The organism is Streptomyces sp. 35G-GA-8 (assembly GCF_023534745.1).
In the GTDB taxonomy this organism is placed as follows: domain Bacteria; phylum Actinomycetota; class Actinomycetes; order Streptomycetales; family Streptomycetaceae; genus Streptomyces.
In genome coordinates this window covers 352759-373474 of sequence record NZ_JAMHJQ010000010.1, presented here as the reverse complement: position 1 = coordinate 373474, position 20716 = coordinate 352759, and the positions used below count along the sequence as shown (strand labels likewise).

Here is a 20716-nt window from a genome sequence, read left to right as displayed (position 1 = left end):
ATGAACTCGCCTGAAGGGTCGGAACACATGTCGAACGAGGAGAAGTACCTCGACTACCTCCGGCGGGCCACAGTGGACCTGCAGGAGATGCGCGGCAAGCTGCGCGAGGCCGAGGAGCGCGAGGTCGAGCCGATCGCGATCGTCGGCATGAGCTGCCGGTTCCCCGGCGGTGTGCGCTCGCCGGAGGATCTGTGGCACCTCCTCGCGGACGGCCGGGACGCCGTCTCCGGGTTCCCCACCAACCGTGGCTGGGACCTGGAGGGGCTGTACGACGAGAACCCCGATCAGCAGGGGACCAGCTACACCCGCGAAGGCGGCTTCCTGCACGACGTCGACCAGTTCGACCCGGCGTTCTTCGGTATCTCGCCACGCGAGGCCGCCGCGATGGATCCGCAGCAGCGGCTGCTGCTGGAGACGTCATGGGAGGTGTTCGAGCAGGCGGGCATCGATCCGCACTCGGTGCGGGGCAGCAGGACCGGTGTCTTCATCGGCACCAACGGCCAGGGCTACCTGGCGCGCTTGGCCAAGGGCGGCGTGCCGGACGGCTACGAGGGGTACTTCCTCACCGGCAACGCGGCCAGCGTCGTGTCCGGCCGCATCTCCTACGTGCTCGGCTTGGAAGGCCCCGCGCTGACCATCGACACCGCCTGTTCGTCGTCCCTGGTCGCCCTGCATCTCGCGGTACACGCGCTGCGGCACAGCGAGTGCGGGCTCGCCGTCGCGGGCGGCGTCACCGTGATGGCGACACCGGACACGTTCATCGAGTTCAGCCGCCAGCGCGGGCTGGCGATGGACGGCCGCTGCAAGCCCTTCGCCGACGCCGCTGACGGCACCGGGTGGGGCGAGGGAGCCGGTCTGCTCCTGCTGGAGCGGCTGTCGGACGCGCAGCGCAACGGGCATCCGGTGCTGGCGGTGGTGCGGGGTTCGGCGGTGAACCAGGACGGTGCGTCGAACGGTCTCACCGCGCCGAACGGCCCCTCGCAGCAGCGGGTGATCCGGGCCGCGCTGGCCCACTCGGGCCTCGTACCGTCCGATGTGGACGCCGTCGAGGGGCACGGCACGGGTACGACGCTGGGTGACCCGATCGAGGCCCAGGCGCTGCTGGCGACGTACGGCCAGGGCAGGCCCGCCGACCGGCCGCTGTGGCTGGGGGCGCTGAAGTCGAACGTCGGTCACACGCAGGCCGCCGCGGGTGTGGCCGGTGTGATCAAGATGGTGCTGGCGATGCGGCACGGTGTGCTGCCCAAGACGCTGCACGTGGACAAACCGTCGTCGCACGTCGACTGGTCGGCGGGTGCGGTGGAGCTGCTGGCGGAGACCCGGCCGTGGCCGGAGACCGGCCGGCCGTGGCGTGCCGGTGTGTCGTCGTTCGGTGTGAGCGGGACGAACGCGCATGTCATCGTCGAGCAGGCGCCCGTGGTGGAGCGGGAGGAAGCCCCGGAGCCGGTGGGCGACGGACCGGCGCCGCGCGACGGGCTGATGCCGTGGGTGCTGTCGGCGCGTGACGAGGCCGCGCTGCGTGGTCAGGCCGAGCGGCTCCTGTCCTCCGTGGGCGATCAGTCCCTTGTCGATGTGGGTTACTCGCTCGCGACATCGCGGGCGGTGCTGGAGCACCGTGCGGTGGTGGTCGCCGCCGAACGGTCCGAGTTCCTGGATGCCTTGGCGGCGGTGGCCGAGGGGCGGGCGACCGGCGCCGTGGTCACGGGAGTCGCCGACGACCCCGGGCAGGTGGGTTTCCTGTTCTCGGGTCAGGGGTCGCAGCGGCTCGGAATGGGGCGTGAACTGTCCGAGAGTTTCCCGGTGTTCGCGGAGGCCCTGGACGAGGTGCTGGGCGAGTTCGACCCTGCGGTGCGTGAGGTGCTGTTCGGCGAGGATGCCGAGGCGCTGAATGAGACGGGGGTGACGCAGCCGGCGTTGTTCGCGGTCGAGGTGGCGTTGTTCCGGCTGTTGGAGTCGTGGGGTGTCCGGCCGGACATGCTGGCGGGTCATTCGATCGGTGAGCTGGCGGCGGCGCATGTGGCGGGTGTGTGGTCGTTGGCCGATGCGGTCAGGGTGGTGTCGGCGCGGGGTGCGTTGATGCAGGCGCTGCCCGAGGGCGGTGCGATGGTCGCGATCCAGGCGACCGAGGCGGAGGTTGCGCCGGACCTGCCTGACACTGTGGGCATCGCGGCGGTGAACGGTCCGAGCTCGGTGGTGGTTTCGGGTGTGGCCGCCGATGTGGAGGCGGTCGCGGAGCGGTGGCGCGAGGCGGGGCGGAAGGTGTCTCGTCTGCGGGTGAGTCACGCGTTCCACTCGCCGTTGATGGACCCGATGCTGGACGAGTTCCGCCGGGTACTGGAGGGCGTGTCCTACGGGGCGCCGGCGATGCCGGTCGTGTCGACGCTGACGGGCCGGTTGGCGACGGCTGAGGAGCTGGCCTCGCCGGAGTACTGGGTGCGGCATGTGCGCGAGTCGGTGCGGTTCGCCGACGCCGTCGAGACGCTGGTCGCCGAGGGTGTGGCGACGTTCGTCGAGGTCGGGCCCGGCGGGACGCTGTCCGCGCTGGGCCAGGAGTCCGCGCCCGACGCGACGTTCGTGCCGATGGCGCGCGGTGATCGGCCGGAGGCCCTGGCCGCCACAACGGCCGCCGGACAACTGCATGTACGTGGTGTCCGGGTGGACTGGGAGCCCTTCTTCGCCGGTCGTGGCGCCCGGCGGGTTGACCTGCCGACATACGCGTTCCAGCACGAGCGCTACTGGCTGGACGCGTTGCCCGCGGTCGGTGATGTGACGGCGGCCGGGCTCGGCTCGGCCGACCACCCGCTGCTGGGCGCGGCTGTCACGGTCGGGGGCACGGATGGTGTGCTGCTCACCGGCCGCCTGTCGGTGCAGACCCACCCGTGGCTGGCCGACTATGTGGTCCAGGGTTCGGTTCTGCTGCCAGGTGCGGCGTTTGTCGAGCTCGCGGTGCGGGCGGGTGACCAGGTCGGGTGTGACCTGGTGGAGGAACTGACGCTGGAGGCGCCGCTGGTGGTGCCCGAGCGCGGCGGCGTCCGGGTGCAGGTATGGGTCGGCGCCGAGGACGAGTCGGGCAGGCGTGAGCTGACCGTCTATTCCAGTGCGGGCGACACCGACGACGATCGGCCGTGGACACGGCACGCCACCGGTGTGCTGCGCGGGGTCGGGCGCTCCACCGGGACTTCCCTCGTGGAGTGGCCGCCCGCGAGCGCCAAAGTCGTCGACCTGGACGGGCTCTACGACCGCGCCGCCGATGCCGGTATCGGCTACGGGCCGGTCTTCCAGGGGCTACGGGCCGTGTGGCGGCGCGAGGACGAGGTGTTCGCCGAGGTCGTACTGCCGGACGGTGTGGGCGTGGAGGGTTTCGGCCTGCACCCGGCGCTGCTGGACGCCGCGCTGCACGCCCTGGACCTGGCCGGTGAAGCCGACGGGATCGGGCGCCTTCCGTACTCGTGGTCGGGCGTGCGGCTGCACGCCTCGGGCGCGACGGTGCTGCGAGTGCGCTTGGCGCCCACCGGGGCGGACGAGGTGTCGTTGACCGTGGCGGACGGGGCGGGTGCTCCGGTCGCGACCGTGGACTCGCTGGTGCTGCGCCCGGTGTCGCTGGACCAGCTCGCCGGTGGGGATGGCGGCAACGCGCTGTTCGGTGTCGATTGGGTGCCGGTCCCGCTCTCCGACGACGACGCCCCGACGGTCGAGTGGACCGACCTGGAGACCCTGACGCAGCCGCGGTCCGACTTCGTGGCCATGTCGTGTCCGGTCACGTCCGCGTCCGGTCCGGTGTCCGCCGCGCATGAGGCGGCGCACTGGGCGCTGAACGCGGTGCAGAGGTGGCTGACGGATGAACGGTTCGACGCGGCCCGGCTGGTCGTGGTGACCGGAGGCGCCGTCGCCGCCTCGTCCGACGAGCATGTGCGCGACATCGCGCAAGCGGCGGTGTGGGGTCTGGTGCGGTCGGCCCAGCTGGAGAACCCGGACCGGATCGTCCTGGTGGACCTGGACGACGACGCGGCCTCGCTCGATGTGCTGCCCGCCGCGTTGGCCACCGGGGAGTCGCAGGTGGCGGTGCGCTCGGGTGCCGTCACCGCTCCACGGCTGGCCAGGGTTCCGCGGTCCGTGGTGGACGACCCCGGTTTCGGTTCGGGTGCGGTGCTGGTCACGGGTGCGACGGGCACACTGGGAGCCCTGGTCGCGCGGCACCTGGTCGCGGCGCGGGGAGTGCGGAGCCTGCTGCTGGCGAGCCGACGTGGTGCGGCGGCCGAGGGCGCCGGGGAACTGCGTGACGAACTGGTCGCTCTGGGGGCCGAGGTTGACGTGGTGGCCTGTGACGTGGCCGACCGGGAGGCCGTCGCGAGCCTGCTGGCCGAGCACGAGGTCTCCGCTGTCGTCCACACCGCCGGTGTGCTCGACGACGGAACGATCGGCTCGCTGACGCCGGAGCGGATCGACACCGTGTTCCGGCCGAAGGTCGACGCGGCGTGGAATCTGCACGAGTTGACGCAGGACCTGGACCTCTCGGCGTTTGTGCTGTTCTCGTCGGTCGCGGGCCTCCTCGGCGCCCCTGGACAGGGCAACTACTCGGCGGCGAACACATTCCTGGACGCGCTCGCCCAGCACCGCCGGGCCGCCGGGCTGCCCGCCACGTCGCTGGCGTGGGGCCTGTGGGCCGAGGCCAGCGGGATGACCGGCCAGCTCGACGACGCCGACCTGAAGCGAATGAGCCGGGGCGGCCTGCTCCCCCTCCGTACGGCCGAGGGGCTCGCGCTGTTCGACGCGGCGGGCTCGACCGGGCGTGCCCTGCTGGCGCCGGCGCCTCTTGACCTGCCCGCGTTGCAGCGGCAGGCGCGTACCCACCCCGTGGCGCACATCCTGCGTGGCCTGGTGCGCGGCACGGTGCGCAGGACCGCCGACGCCGGCTCCGTCGCCGAGTCCGCGTTCGCGCACTCGCTGGCCGCGATGACCGCCGCGGAGCGGGAGAAGGCACTGCTGGACCTCGTGCTCGGCCACGTCGCCGTGGTGCTGGGCCACAGCTCCGCGCACGCCATCGCACCCGACCGGGCGTTCAGGGAACTCGGCTTCGACTCGCTGACCGCTGTCGAGCTGCGCAACCTCCTCAACGCGGTCACCGAGCTGCGCCTGCCCACGACGCTGGTCTTCGACTACCCGACCCCCGCGGCGCTGGCGGCGTTCCTCGACGCGGAACTCGCGGGCGCACCCGTCCTGACCGCGACCGCGCACACAGCCGTCGCCGTCGACGAGCCGATCGCGATCGTCGGCATGAGCTGCCGGTTCCCCGGCGGGGTGGACTCGCCGGAGGACCTGTGGCGACTGCTGGTCGGCGGCGGGGACGCCGTGGTGGAGTTCCCGGCCGACCGCGGCTGGGACCTGGACGCGCTGTACGACCCGGACCCGGCGAGTACCGGCACGTCGTACACCCGCATGGGTGCCTTCCTCGACCGCGCCGGGGAGTTCGACCCCGCGTTCTTCGGGATCTCGCCGCGTGAGGCGTTGGCGATGGACCCGCAGCAGCGGCTGCTGCTGGAGACCTCCTGGGAGGCGTTCGAGCGGGCGGGCATCGACCCGAACTCACTGCGGGGCAGCCAGGCAGGCGTGTTCGTCGGCACCAACGGCCAGGATTACCCGACGCTGCTCATGGCCGCGCCGGACAGCCTGGAGGGGGTGGAGGGGTACGTCGGCACGGGCAGCGCGGCGAGTGTCATCTCCGGCCGGCTGTCCTACACGTTCGGCCTTGAGGGTCCCGCGGTCACGGTGGACACGGCCTGCTCCTCGTCGCTGGTGGCGCTGCACTGGGCGAGCCAGGCGCTGCGCTCCGGGGAGTGCTCGATGGCGCTGGCCGGTGGTGTGACAGTGATGTCGACGCCGGGTGTGTTCATCGACTTCAGCCGCCAGCGCGGACTGGCGGAGGACGGGCGCTGCAAGGCGTTCTCCGACAGCGCGGACGGTACCGGGTGGGGCGAAGGCGTCGGCATGCTGCTGCTTGAGCGGCTGTCGGACGCGCGGCGGAACGGTCACCAGGTGCTGGCGGTGATGCGCGGCTCCGCCGTGAACCAGGACGGCGCGTCGAACGGTCTGACCGCGCCGAACGGTCCGTCGCAGCAGCGGGTCATCCGCCAGGCGCTCGCCAGTGCGGGTCTCGCTCCGTCCGAGGTGGACGCGGTGGAGGCGCATGGCACGGGTACGACGCTGGGTGACCCGATCGAGGCGCAGGCGCTGCTGGCCACCTACGGGCGGGATCGCTCCGGTGAGCCGCTGTGGCTGGGTTCGGTGAAGTCGAACATCGGTCACACCCAGGCCGCGGCCGGTGTGGCTGGTGTGATCAAGATGGTGATGGCGCTGCGGCACGGTGTGCTGCCGCGGACGCTGCATGTCACCGAGCCGTCGTCGCACGTGGACTGGTCGGCGGGCGCCGTCGAGCTGCTGGCGGAGAATCGGCCGTGGCCGGAGACGGGGCGGCCGTGGCGGGCCGGCGTATCGGCGTTCGGTGTGAGCGGTACGAACGCGCACGTCATCTTCGAGCAGGCTCCCGTGGAGGAGCGGGAGGGGACCCCGGAGTCTGTGCGCGACGACCTCGGCCTGGTGCCGTGGGTGCTGTCGGCCCGGACCTCCGAGGCGTTACGGGAGCAGGCCGCGCGACTCGGGTCCTTCGTCGACGACGACGCTGAGTTGACGGTGGCGGATGTGGGTCGTGCGCTGGTGTCTTCGCGGGCGGTGCTGGAGCACCGTGCGGTGGTGGTCGCCGGGGACCGGTCCGAATTCCTGGCTGCTTTGGCGGCGGTGGCCGAGGGGCAGGCGACCGGGGCCGTGGTCACTGGAGGTGTCGAGGATCCCGGGCAGGTGGGTTTCCTGTTCTCGGGGCAGGGGTCGCAGCGGCTGGGGATGGGGCGTGAACTGTCCGCGCGTTTCCCGGTGTTCGCGGAGGCCCTGGACACGGTGCTTGGCGAGTTCGCCCCTGCGGTGCGTGAGGTGCTGTTCGGTGAGGATGCCGAGGCGCTGAATGAGACGGGGGTGACGCAGCCGGCGTTGTTCGCGGTCGAGGTGGCGTTGTTCCGGCTGTTGGAGTCGTGGGGTGTCCGGCCGGACATGCTGGCGGGTCATTCGATCGGTGAGCTGGCGGCTGCGCATGTGGCGGGTGTGTGGTCGTTGGCCGATGCGGTCAAGGTGGTGTCGGCGCGTGGTGCGTTGATGCAGGCGCTGCCCGAGGGCGGTGCGATGGTGGCGATCCAGGCGACCGAGGCCGAAGTCGAACCCGAACTGCCCGACACCGTCGGCATCGCGGCGGTCAACGGCCCGCACTCGGTGGTGATCTCCGGTGCTGCCGACGACGTAGAGGTGGTCGCGGAGCGGTGGCGCGAGGCGGGACGTAAGGTGACCCGGCTCCGTGTCAGCCACGCGTTCCACTCGCCGTTGATGGACCCGATGCTCGATGAGTTCCGCGCGGCGCTGGGGGGCGTGTCGTTCGAGGCGCCGACGATCCCGATCGTGTCGACACTGACCGGTGTGCGGGCGACGGCCGAGGAGTTGGGTTCGCCTGACTACTGGGTGCGGCATGTGCGGGAGTCGGTGCGATTCGCGGACGCCGTCGAGACGCTGGTGGCCGAGGGTGTGGCGACGTTCGTGGAGGTCGGGCCCGGCGGGACGCTGTCGGCGCTGGGCCAGGAGTCCGCGTCCGACGCGGTCTTCGTACCGGCGCTGCGGGCGGATCGCCCGGAGGCCGTGGCCGCCACGACGGCCGCGGGACAGCTGCACGTACGTGGTGTCCGGGTGGACTGGGAGCCCTTCTTCGCGGGGAGCGGCACTCGACAAGTGGACCTGCCCACCTACGCGTTCCAGCGCGAGCGCTACTGGCCCATCGTGCGGCCCGCGATGGGTAATGTCACGGCGGCCGGGCTCGGTGCGGCCGAGCACCCGTTGCTGGGCGCGACCGTCGCCCTCGGTGGCACGGACGGTGTGCTGCTCACCGGCCGTCTGTCGGCCCAGACCCACCCCTGGCTGGCCGATCACGCGGTACTCGACTCGATCCTGCTGCCCGGCACGGCGTTCCTTGAACTGGCGATCCGCGCGGGTGACCAGGTCGGCTGCGACCTGGTCGAGGAGCTGACGCTTGAGGCGCCGCTCGTCCTGCCCAGGAGCGGCACGGTGCGCGTGCAGGTGTGGGTCGGTGCGGAGGACGGATCGGGCCGGCGTGAGCTGACCCTTCACTCCAGCGTGGGTGACACCGATGACGGCCGTTCGTGGACCCGGCACGCCATCGGTGTGCTGCGGGCAGGCGGGCGCTCTGCGGGGGCTTCCCTGACCGAGTGGCCGCCCGCCGGTGCCGAGGCCGTGGACCTGGCCGGGTTCTACGAGCACATGGCCGACGGCGGGTTCGGCTACGGACCGGTGTTCCAGGGGTTGCGCGCGGCATGGCGACACGGTGGCGAGGTGTTCGCCGAGGTCGCGCTGCCCGAGGGCGTAGGAGCCGACGGATTCGGTCTCCACCCGGCGCTGCTGGACGCGGCGCTGCACGCCATCGGCCTGGCCGACGACGCCGACGGCGTAGGTCGGTTGCCGTTCGCGTGGTCGGGCGTGCGACTGCACGCCTCAGGCGCGGAGCTGCTGCGGGTACGGTTGACCCCCTCCGGGGCGGACCGGGTGGCGTTGACGGTCGCGGACGGGGCGGGCGCCCCGGTGGCCACGATCGACTCGCTGGTGATCCGACCGGTCTCGCAGGAGCAATTGGCGGATGACGATCTCGCCGACGCCCTGTTCGGTGTGGACTGGGTGCCGGTGGCGCTGCCCGACGGCGATCTCCCGACGACCGAGTGGACGGAACTGGAGACGCTCACGCCGTCGGTGGAGCTGCCCGACTTCGTCGTCCTGACCCGTCCGATCATGTCCGCGTCCCACCCCGTTTCCTCGGCGCACGAGGCGGCGCACTGGGCGCTCGACGCGGTCCAGACCTGGCTGACGGACGAGCGGTTCGACGCGGCCCGCCTGGTCGTGGTGACCGGCGGCGCGGTCGCCGTCTCGGACGACGAGGATGTACGGGACGTCGCGCAGGCCGCCGTGTGGGGCCTGGTGCGATCGGCCCAGTCGGAGAATCCGGACCGTATCGTGCTGGTCGACCTCGACGACGAAGTGGCCTCGCTCGACGCGTTGCCGTCCGCGTTGGCCACCGGTGAACCGCAGTTGGCGGTCCGCTCCGGCGCCGTCAGTGTGCCGCGGCTGGCCAGGGTTCGGCGGTCCGTGGTGGATGACCCCGGTTTTGGTTCGGGTGCGGTGCTGGTCACGGGTGCGACGGGCACGTTGGGTGGTCTGGTGGCCCGGCATCTGGTGGTGGAGCGGGGTGTGCGGAGTCTGCTGCTGGTCAGCAGGCGTGGCGCTGCGGCCGAGGGTGCCGGGGAGCTGCGTGATGAACTCGTGGCGCAGGGTGCCGAGGTGGTGTTCGCGGCGTGTGACGTGGCCGACCGGGAGGCCGTGGCGGCGCTGCTGGCCGAGCACCGGGTGACGGCCGTCGTGCACACCGCCGGTGTGCTGGACGACGGCACGATCGGTTCGCTGACCTCGGAGCGGATCGACACCGTGTTCCGGCCGAAGGTCGACGCGGCATGGAACCTCCACGAGCTGACCCGCGATCTGGACCTGTCGGCATTCGTGCTGTTCTCCTCCGCCTCCGGTGTGTTCGGTGGTCCGGGCCAGGGCAATTACGCGGCGGCCAACACGTTCCTGGACGCGCTCGCGCAGCACCGGCGCTTCGCCGGCCTGCCCGCCACGTCGCTGGCGTGGGGCCTGTGGGCCGAAGCCAGCGGGATGAGCGGCCAGCTCGACGAGGCCGATGTGAAGCGGATGAGCAGGGGCGGTCTGATCCCGCTCCGTACGGCCCAGGGGCTCGCCCTGTTCGACGCCGCGGGTTCGACCGGGCGTGCCGTGCTGGCGCCGGTGCCCCTGGATCTGCCCGCCCTGCACCGGCAGGCGCGTTCACACCCCGTGGCGCTCGTCCTGCGCGGTCTGGTGCGCGGCACGGCGCGCAGGGCAGTCGAGCGCGCGGCCGTCGCGGGCTCGGCGCTGGCCGAGTCGCTGGTGGGACTCACCGACGCCGAGCGGGAGAAGGTATTGCTGGACCTCGTGCTGGGGCATGTGGCCATGGTGCTGGGCCACAGCTCGGCGCACGCCATCGCGCCCGACCGCGCGTTCAGGGAACTCGGCTTCGACTCCCTCAGCGCTGTCGAGCTGCGCAACAACCTCAACGCGGTCACCGAGCTGCGCCTGCCCGCGACGTTGGTCTTCGACTACCCGACCCCCGAGGCGGTGGCCGCCTTCCTCGGCACCGAGCTCGCGGGTTCTCCGGTCGTCACGGTGGCGACCGCTCGCGCGGTGGCCACCGTGACCGACGAGCCGATCGCGATCGTCGGCATGAGCTGCCGCTATCCCGGCGGTGTGAACTCGCCCGAGGACCTGTGGCAGCTCGTGCTGAACGGTGTCGACGCCATCGGCGAGTTCCCCGGCAATCGCGGCTGGGACGTGGAGAGGCTGTACCACCCGGACCCGGAACACATGGGCACCTCCTACACGCGTGAAGGCGGCTTCCTGTACGACGCCGACCAGTTCGACCCGGCGTTCTTCGGGATCTCGCCGCGTGAGGCGCTGGCGATGGACCCGCAGCAGCGTCTGCTGCTGGAGACCTCGTGGGAGGCGTTCGAACGGGCGGGGATCGCCCCGGAGTCGGTGCGGGGCAGCGCGACCGGTGTGTTCGCGGGTCTGATGTACCACGACTACGCGGCGCGGCTGCGTTCCGTTCCGGAGGACGTGGAGGGCTATCTCGGCACCGGCGCCTCCGGCAGTGTCGCGTCCGGCCGCGTCGCCTACGTGCTGGGGCTTGAGGGCCCCGCGGTCACGGTGGACACGGCGTGCTCGTCGTCGCTGGTCGCCCTGCACATGGCGGTGCAGGCGCTGCGGTCCGGCGAGTGCGATATGGCGCTGGCCGGCGGCGTCGCCGTGATGGCCACCGCGGGCACGTTCGTCGACTTCAGCCGCCAGCGGGGTCTGGCCGCCGACGGTCGGTGCAAGTCGTTCTCCGACAGCGCGGACGGCACCGGCTGGGGCGAGGGCGTCGGCATGCTGCTCGTGGAGCGGCTGTCCGACGCCCGGCGCAACGGCCACCAGGTGCTGGCGGTGGTGCGGGGCTCGGCGATCAACCAGGACGGCGCGTCCAACGGCCTCACCGCGCCGAACGGCCCGTCGCAGCAGCGGGTCATTCGCCAGGCTCTGGCGAGTGCCGGGCTGACACCGTCCGAGGTGGACGCGGTGGAGGCGCATGGCACGGGTACGACGCTGGGTGACCCGATCGAGGCGCAGGCGCTGCTGGCCACCTATGGCCAGGACCGTGCCGGTGAGCCGCTGTGGCTCGGCTCGATCAAGTCGAACACCGGCCACACCCAGGCAGCGGCCGGGGTCGGCGGCATCATCAAGATGGTCATGGCGCTGCGGCACGGTGTGCTGCCACCGACCCTGCACGCCGACGAGCCCACGTCCCAGGTGGACTGGTCGGCCGGTGATGTCGAACTGCTGACGGAGGCCCGGCCCTGGCCGGAGACGGGCCGGCTGCGTCGTGCCGGTGTGTCGTCGTTCGGTGTGAGCGGCACGAACGCGCACACCATCATCGAGCACGCGCCGGGCGAGGACCGCCTTCCGGTTCCGGTTCCGGTTCCGGTTCCGGTCGACGGCGTCGCACCGTGGGTGTTGTCGGGCCGGAGCGTGGAAGCGCTGCGGGAGCAGGCGTCGCGGCTGCGGGAGCGTGTCGCGGGCGAGCCGGGGATCGGCGTGCTGGACGTCGCCTACTCACTGACGGCGACACGGTCCGCCTTCGACCACCGGGCCGTCGTCGTGGCGGACGACCGTGAGGCACTGCTGGACGGGCTCGCCGCACTGGCCGAGGAGCGTACGTTCCCCGGCCTGGTCACGGGGTCCGTCGCCGTCGGCGGTGTGGGTTTCCTGTTCTCGGGTCAGGGCTCGCAGCGGCTCGGGATGGGCCGTGAACTGTCCGAGCGTTTTCCGGTGTTCGCCGAGGCTCTGGACGCTGTACTGGACGAGTTCGGCCCGGCGGTACGTGAAGTCCTGTTCGGCGAGGACGCCGAGGCGCTGAACCAGACAGGTGTGACCCAGCCGGCGCTGTTCGCGGTCGAGGTCGCGCTGTTCCGACTGCTGGAGTCCTGGGGCATTCGACCCACCATGCTGGCCGGGCACTCGATCGGTGAGCTGGCCGCGGCGCACGTGGCGGGTGTGTGGTCGCCGGCCGACGCCGCTCGCGTTGTGTCGGCGCGCGGCGCGCTGATGCAGGCGCTGCCCGAGGGCGGCGCGATGGTCGCGATCCAGGCGTCCGAGGCGGAGGTCGCGCCGGACCTGCCCGACACCGTGGGTATCGCGGCGGTCAACGGTCCGCACTCGGTGGTGATTTCCGGTGTCGCCGCCGACGTGGAGACTGTTGCCGAGCGATGGCGTGAGACCGGGCGGAAGGTGACCCGGCTGCGCGTCAGCCACGCCTTCCACTCGCCGTTGATGGACCCGATGCTGGACGAGTTCCGCGCGGTGCTGGAGGGCGTGTCGTTCGAGGCGCCCACGATCCCGATCGTGTCAACGCTGACCGGCGCGCAGGCGACGGCCGAGGAGTTGGGTTCGCCGGATTACTGGGTGCGGCACGTACGGGAGTCGGTGCGGTTCGCCGACGCCGTCGAGACGCTGGTCGCCGAGGGCGCGGTCACGTTCGTCGAGATCGGGCCGGGCGGGACACTGTCGGCACTGGGCCAGGAGTCCGCGCCGGAAGCGATGTTCGTGCCGGCGCTGCGCGGCGATCGTCCGGAGGAGTCGGCGCTGATCTCCGCGGTGGCGCGGATGTCCACGCGGGGCGTACGGGTGGACTGGGAGGCGTTCTTCGCCGGTCGTGGCGCGCGTCGGGTGGATCTGCCGACGTACGCCTTCCAGCACCAGCGCTACTGGCTGGACGCCGGGGTCTCGGCCGGCGACCTGGACGCGGCGGGGCTCGGCTCGGCCGACCATCCGCTGCTCAGCGCGGTCGTCGACACGGCGGACTCGGACGGGCGGCTCTTCACGGGCCGGTTGTCCCTGGAGTCCCACCCGTGGCTGGCGGACCACGCGATCCAGGGCTCGGTCCTGTTGCCCGGCACGGCGTTCGCCGAGCTGGCGATCCGGGCCGGCGATCAGCTCGGCTGCGGCCTGGTCGAGGAGCTGACGCTGGAGGTGCCGCTCGTGCTGCCCGAGCGCGGCGGCGTCCGGGTGCAGGTACGAGTGGGTGTGCCGGACGAGTCCGGTCGTCGTCCTGTGACGGTGTACGCGCGGGACGATGACGCCGAGTTGTGGGTGCGGCACGCGAGTGGTGTGCTCGCGAGCGGTGGCGCCGACGAACCCTCGGTCGATGTCGGTGTCTGGCCGCCCGCCGGTGCCGAGACAGTGGACCTGAACGGGTTCTACGACCGGATGGCCGATGGCGGTTTCGGTTATGGGCCGGTGTTCCAGGGGCTGCGTGCGGCGTGGCGCAGTGGGGACGAGGTGTTCGCCGAGGTCGCGCTGCCCGAGGATGTGGGTGCGGATGGGTTCGGTCTGCATCCGGCGCTGCTGGACGCGGCGCTGCACGCCATTGGGCTGATGGGTGATTCCGACGGGCCCGGCAAGCTGCCGTTCTCGTGGTCGGGCATGCGGCTGCACGCCTCCGGTGCGACGGTGCTGCGGGTGCGGTTGGCGCCCGCGGGGTCGGACGGGGTGGCGCTGGCCGTGGCGGACGGGGCGGGTGCTCCGGTGGCCACGATCGACTCACTGGTCCTGCGACCGGTGTCGGCGACGCTGTCGCGGCAGGGATGGGAGTCGCTGTTCCGGCTGGACTGGGTGACCGCTTCGGCGTCCACCGGGAGCGCCGGCTCCGCGCCGGAGTTCGCGGCGGAGTTCGCGGACTGGGCCGCCGTGCGGGCGGCGCTGGACGCGGGGGAGTCGCTGCCCGACAACGTCGTGGTGCGGTGCTCCGAGTCGCGCGATGTGGCCGCCGTACGCCCGGAGGTGCTGGCCGCGCTGGAGCTGGTGCAAGGCTGGTTGGCCGACGACCGCTGTGCGGCCTCGCGGCTCGTGCTGGTGACCCGGGGCGCCGTCGCGGTCGGCCGTGAGGATGACGTGCCGGATCTGGCGGCGGCCGCGGTGTGGGGTCTGGTGCGGACGGCGCAGTCGGAGAACCCGGACCGCTTCGTACTGGTCGACATCGACGACGAGGACGGCTGGAGGCCGGCGCTGGCGACCGGGGAGCCCCAGGCCGTCGTGCGGGACGGACGGGTGTTCGTGGCCCGCCTGGCGCGGGTACGGCCGGAGGCCGGCACCGACCAGGCGTTCGGGCCGGACAGTTCGGTCCTGGTGACGGGCGCGTCGGGTGCGCTGGGCGGTCTGGTCGCCCGGCACCTCGTCGGCGGCCACGGGGTCGGGCGGCTGGTGCTGGCGAGCAGGCGCGGTCAAGTGGGCGGCCTGTACGACGAGTTGGTCGGACTCGGTGCCGAGGTCACCGTGGCCGCCTGCGACGTCGCGGACCGGGACGCGGTGGCTGCGCTGCTGGCCGAGCACCCGGTGACCGCTGTCGTGCACACCGCCGGTGTGCTGGACGACGGCACGATCGGTTCGCTGACTCCGGATCAGGTCGACGCCGTGTTCCGGCCGAAGGTCGACGCGGCGTGGCATCTGCACGAGCTGACCCGTGATCTGGACCTGTCGGCGTTTGTGCTGTTCTCCTCGGTGGCCGGCACTCTCGGCGGTCCGGGCCAGGGCAACTACGCGGCGGCGAACACGTTCCTGGACGCACTGGCACAGCACCGCCGTACCCAGGGCCTGCCCGCGACATCGCTGGCATGGGGCCTGTGGGCGGACGGCATGGGTGCTCGGGTGGCACAGTCCGCCTCCACCGGTCTGTCGGCGGAGGAGGGGGTCGCGCTCTTCGACGCCGCGGTCTGCGGGACCGATCCGGTCGTCGTACCGATGCGGCTCGACCCGAAGGCCGTACGGGAACTCCCGCTGGTGCCACCGGTGTTCAGCGGTCTGGTCCGGACGACCAGCCGCAGGGCGGCGGGGAGCGGCGCCGACCCGGTCGCCGCGCTGCGGAACCGGCTGGCACCGCTGGCCGGGGCCGAGCGCGACCGGATACTGCTCGACCTCGTCCGTACCCAGGCCGCCGCGGTGCTCGGCCACTCCGGGCCGGAGGCGGTCGCGTCCGGCCAGGCGTTCACCGAGCTGGGTTTCGACTCGCTGACCGCCGTCGACCTGCGTAACCGACTGGGCGCGGCCACCGGGCTGCGCCTGCCCGCCACGCTGGTCTTCGACTACCCGACCCCCACGGCGCTCGCCGCGTTCGTCGGCGCCGAGTTCGCGGGCGCGCCCGTCGTCCCGGCGACCACCGGTACGGCCGTGGCCGTGGCCGTGACCGACGAGCCGATCGCGATCGTCGGCATGAGCTGCCGCTACCCCGGCGACGTCCGCTCGCCCGAGGACCTGTGGCGGCTGGTCGCCGACGGAGCCGAGGGCATCACACTGTTCCCGACCGAGCGCGGATGGGACACGGACGAGCTCTACGACCCGTCGGGCGAACGGGTCGGCAGCTCTTACACCCGTGAGGGCGGCTTCCTGCACGACGCCGACCTGTTCGACCCGGCGTTCTTCGGCATCTCTCCCCGGGAGGCGCTGGCGATGGATCCGCAGCACCGGCTGCTGCTGGAGACCTCCTGGGTGGCGTTCGAGCGGGCCGGCATCGACCCCAGGTCATTGCGGGGGAGCGCGACCGGTGTGTTCGCGGGCGTGATGTACCACGACTACGCCAGCCAACTGCACGGCGTGCCGAAGAGTGTCGAGGGCTATCTCGGTACGGGCAACGCGGGCAGCGTCGCGTCCGGCCGGGTGTCCTACACGTTCGGCCTCGAAGGCCCCGCGATGACCGTGGACACGGCGTGCTCGTCGTCGCTCGTCGCGCTGCATCTGGCGGCGCAGGCGCTGCGGTCGGGCGAGTGCTCGCTCGCCCTCGCGGGTGGCACCACCGTCATGTCGACACCCTCCGCGTTCATCGACTTCAGCCGCCAGCAGGGCCTGTCGCCGGACGGCCGGTGCCGCTCGTTCTCGGACGACGCCAATGGGACCGGCTGGGGCGAGGGCGTCGGGATGCTCGTGCTGGAGCGGTTGTCGGACGCCGAGCGCAACGGTCACCAGGTGCTGGCGGTGATCCGTGGTTCGGCGGTGAACCAGGACGGCGCGTCCAACGGACTCACCGCGCCGAACGGTCCGTCGCAGCAACGCGTGATTCGTCAGGCGCTGGCGAGCGCGGGCCTGTCCCCGTCGGATGTGGACGCTGTGGAGGCGCACGGGACCGGTACGACGCTGGGTGACCCGATCGAGGCGCAGGCGCTGCTCGCCACCTACGGGCGGGACCGGGCGGGCGAGCCGCTGTGGCTGGGCTCGCTGAAGTCCAACATCGGTCACACCCAGGCCGCCGCCGGTGTGGGTGGCGTCATCAAGATGGTGATGGCGATGCGGCACGGTGTGCTGCCGAAGACGCTGCACGTCGGCGAGCGCTCCCGGAACGTCGACTGGTCGGCGGGTGCGGTGGAGCTGCTGACCGAGGCGCGGCCGTGGCCCGAGACGGACCGCCCCCGGCGGGCGGGTGTGTCGTCCTTCGGCTTCAGCGGTACCAACGCGCACGTCATCATCGAGGCCACGCCGGACGTCGACGCGCCGCGTGTTCCCGAGGCCGAGGCGCCGCTCGGTCCCTGGCTGGTCTCCGGCCGTACCGAGAGCGCCTTGCGCGACCAGGCGGTGCGGCTGCGCGACCACCTGACCGCCCGGCCCGGCCTCGACCCGGCGGACATCGCCCGTGCGCTCGCGACGTCGCGGGCCGACTTCGAGCACCGGCTCGCCGTCGTCGGCCGGGACGTCACCGACTTGGTGACCGGGCTCTCCGACATCGTCGAGGGCCGGCTGGCCGCCGGGTCCCTACGAGGTGTCGCCGACGAGCACAGGGTGGGTTTCCTGTTCTCGGGACAGGGGTCGCAGCGCCTCGGGATGGGGCGTGAACTGTCCGAGCGTTTCCCGGTGTTCGCTGACGCCCTGGACGCTGTACTGGGCGAGTTCGGCCCGGAGGTGCGTGAAGTCCTCTTCGGCGAGGACGCCGAGGCGCTGAACGAGACGGGGGTGACGCAGCCGGCGCTGTTCGCGGTCGAGGTGGCGTTGTTCCGGTTGCTGGAGTCGTGGGGTGTCCGGCCGGATGTGCTGGCGGGCCATTCGATCGGTGAGCTGGCCGCGGCGCACGTAGCGGGTGTGTGGTCGTTGGCCGACGCGGTCAAGGTGGTGTCGGCGCGTGGTGCGTTGATGCAGGCGCTGCCCGAGGGCGGTGCGATGGCCGCGATCCAGGCGTCCGAGGCGGAGGTTGCCCCGGACCTGCCCGACACCGTGGGTATCGCGGCGGTCAACGGTCCGAACTCGGTGGTGGTTTCGGGTGTGGCCGCCGATGTGGAGGTGGTCGCGGAGCGGTGGCGTGAGGCAGGCCGTAAGACGACCCGGCTCCGTGTCAGCCACGCGTTCCACTCGCCGTTGATGGAGCCGATGCTGAACGAGTTCCGCGCGGTGCTGGAGGGCGTGTCGTTCGAGGCGCCCACGATCCCGATCGTGTCCACATTGACCGGTGCGCAGGTGACGGCCGAGGAGCTGGGTTCGCCGGAGTACTGGGTGCGCCACGTACGGGAGTCGGTGCGGTTCGCCGACGCCGTGGTCGCCACCGGAGCGGACGTCCTCGTCGAGATCGGACCCGGTGGCGTGCTGTCGGCGCTGGGTCAGGAGTCCCTGCCGGACGCGGCGTTCGTCCCGGTGCTGCGCGGGGACCGGACGGAGGACGGCGCCCTCATGACCGCGCTCGCCGAGTTGCATGTGCGGGGCGTACACGTCGACTGGGCCGCCTACTTCGCGGGCAGCGGCGCACGACGGGTGGATCTGCCGACGTACGCCTTCCAGTACCAGCGGTTCTGGCCTGACACGAGCGTGCGGCCCGCCACCGACGCGACCGGGCTCGGGCTCGGTTCCGCCGATCACCCGCTGCTGGGTGCGGCGGTCGCCCCGGCGGACGAGGACACCGTCCTGTTCACCGGCAGGCTGTCGCGGCGGACGCACCCGTGGCTGGCCGATCACGCCATCCAGGGTTCGGTGCTGCTGCCCGGTACGGCGTTCCTGGAGCTGGCGGTGCGTGCGGGTGATCAGGTCGGGTGCGACCTGGTCGAGGAGCTGACGCTGGAGGCGCCGCTCGTCCTGGCCGAGAACGGCTCGGTGCGGGTGCAGGTGCGGGTCGGTGTGCCGGACGAGTCCGGTCGGCGTCCCGTGACGGTGCACGCGCGGGACGACGACGGCGATCTGTGGGTGCGGCACGCGAGTGGTGTGCTCGCGAGCGGTGGCGCCGACGTACCGTCGGCCGATGTCGGTGTCTGGCCGCCAGCCGGGGCGCGGGCCGTGGACCTGGACGGGCTCTACGACCGGATGGCCGATGGCGGTTTCGGTTATGGGCCGGTGTTCCAGGGGCTGCGTGCGGCGTGGCGCAGTGGGGACGAGGTGTTCGCCGAGGTCGCGCTGCCCGAGGGTGTGGGTGTGGATGGGTTCGGTCTGCATCCGGCGTTGCTGGACGCGGCGCTGCACGCCATCGGACTGATGGGCGACGCGGATGCTCCCGGCAGGTTGCCGTTCTCATGGTCGGGTGCGCGGCTGCACGCTTCGGGTGCGACGGCGTTGCGGGTGCGGTTGGCGCCCGCGGGGTCGGACGGGGTGGCGCTGGCCGTGGCGGACGGGGCGGGTGCTCCGGTGGCCACGATCGACTCACTGGTGCTGCGACCGGTGTCGGCGGGTTCGCTGGGGTCGGCGCGGAGGCATGAGTCGCTGTTCCGGCTGGACTGGGTGACCGCTTCGGCGTCGGCCGGGGGTGCCGGTTCCGTCGCGGAGTTCGCGGACTGGGCCGCTGTGCGGTCGGCGCTGGACGCGGGGGAGTCGCTGCCGGAGAACGTCGTGGTGCGGTGTGCCGGGTCGCGCGATGTGGCCGCGGTACGCCGGGAGGTGCTGGCCGTTCTGGAGCTGGTGCGGGGCTGGTTGGCCGACGACCGCTGTGCGGCGTCGCGGCTGGTGCTGGTGACGCGCGGTGCGGTGGCGGTCGGGGCCGGGGAGGATGTGCCGGATCTGGCGGCGGCCGCGGTGTGGGGTCTGGTGCGGACGGCGCGGTCGGAGAACCCGGACCGCTTCGTACTCGTGGACATCGACGACGAGGACGGCTGGAAGCCGGCCATCGCCGGCACGGAACCCGAGCTGGCCCTGCGGGCCGGTGGGTTGTTCGTGCCGAGGCTTGTGCGTGCGGGTGCGGTGGAGTCGGAGGGGCCCGATTTCGGTGTGGGGCCGGTGCTGGTGACCGGTGCGAGCGGGATGCTCGGTGGTTTGGTGGCGCGGCATCTGGTGGTGCGGCACGGGGTGCGGCGGCTGGTGCTGGCGAGCAGGCGCGGTCAAGTGGGCGCCCTGCACGACGAGTTGGTCGGACTCGGTGCCGAGGTCGTCGTGGCGGCCTGTGATGTGGCGGACCGGGACGCGGTGGCGGCGCTGCTGGCCGAGCACCCCGTGACGGCCGTCGTGCACACCGCCGGTGTGCTGGACGACGGCACGATCGGTTCGCTGACCCCGGATCAGGTCGACACGGTGTTCCGGCCGAAGGTCGACGCGGCGTGGCATCTGCATGAGCTGACCCGTGACCTGGACCTGTCGGCGTTCGTGCTGTTCTCCTCCGCCGCGGGCACGCTGGGCAATCCCGGCCAGGCCAACTACGCGGCGGCCAACGCGTATCTCGACGCGCTCGCCCGGCACCGGCGTACTCAGGGCCTGCCCGCGACGTCGCTGGCATGGGGCCTGTGGGCCGGCGAGGACGGGATGGGCGCCCGGATGGCCGGGACCGGGGCCCTGGGCCTCTCCACCGAGGAGGGGCTCGAGCTGTTCGACGCGGTGGCCGTGGGCGTGGATCCGGTTGTCGTGCCGATGCGGCTCGACCTGCGGGCCATACGGGAACTCCCGGTCGTGCCACCGCTGTTCAGTGGTCTCGTGCGTACGACGACCCGCAGGGCGGCGGACACCGGGACCGACCCGGCTGCCGCGCTGCTGGACCGGCTGGCGGCGCTGCCGAAGACCGAACGGACGTCCGCCCTGGTGGAGGTGGTGTGCACGCATGTCGCCGCTGTGCTGGCGCTTCCCGGTCCCGGGGCGGTCGACGAGCGGCGCGCCTTCACCGAGCTGGGCTTCGACTCGCTGACCGCCGTCGAGCTGCGCAACCGACTGGGCGCGGCCACCGGGCTGCGTCTGCCCGCCACCCTGATATTCGACTACCCGACCCCGCTCGACCTGGTCGGCCTCCTCTCGGAAGGGCTTGTGGTCGACGAGCCCGGTGGTGTGGCGCCGCTGCTCGCCGAGTTGAGCCGTATCGAGGCGAGCCTCGCCTCGATCGAGCGCGGCGACGACGAGGACGACCGGATCGGCGCCCGCCTGTCGGCGTTGCTGGCCGTGTGGCGCGACAGTCGTGCCGACGCCGCCGCGGAGGCGTCCGACGATCTCGACGACGCGACCGACGACCAGGTGTTCGAGCTCCTTGGTAAAGAGTTCGGTATCTCCTAGGGCGTGTATCGAA

Annotated in this window: 1 protein-coding gene; it reads left to right on the top strand. The window is 72.3% G+C overall.

The window, feature by feature from the left end:
• Positions 1-27 precede the first annotated feature (27 nt).
• The gene (locus M1203_RS24810; RefSeq protein ID WP_249951997.1) at positions 28-20703 is read left to right on the top strand and encodes a type I polyketide synthase; all 20676 of its coding nucleotides are present in this window, start codon (positions 28-30) and stop codon (positions 20701-20703) included.
• Positions 20704-20716: the final 13 nt, after the last annotated feature.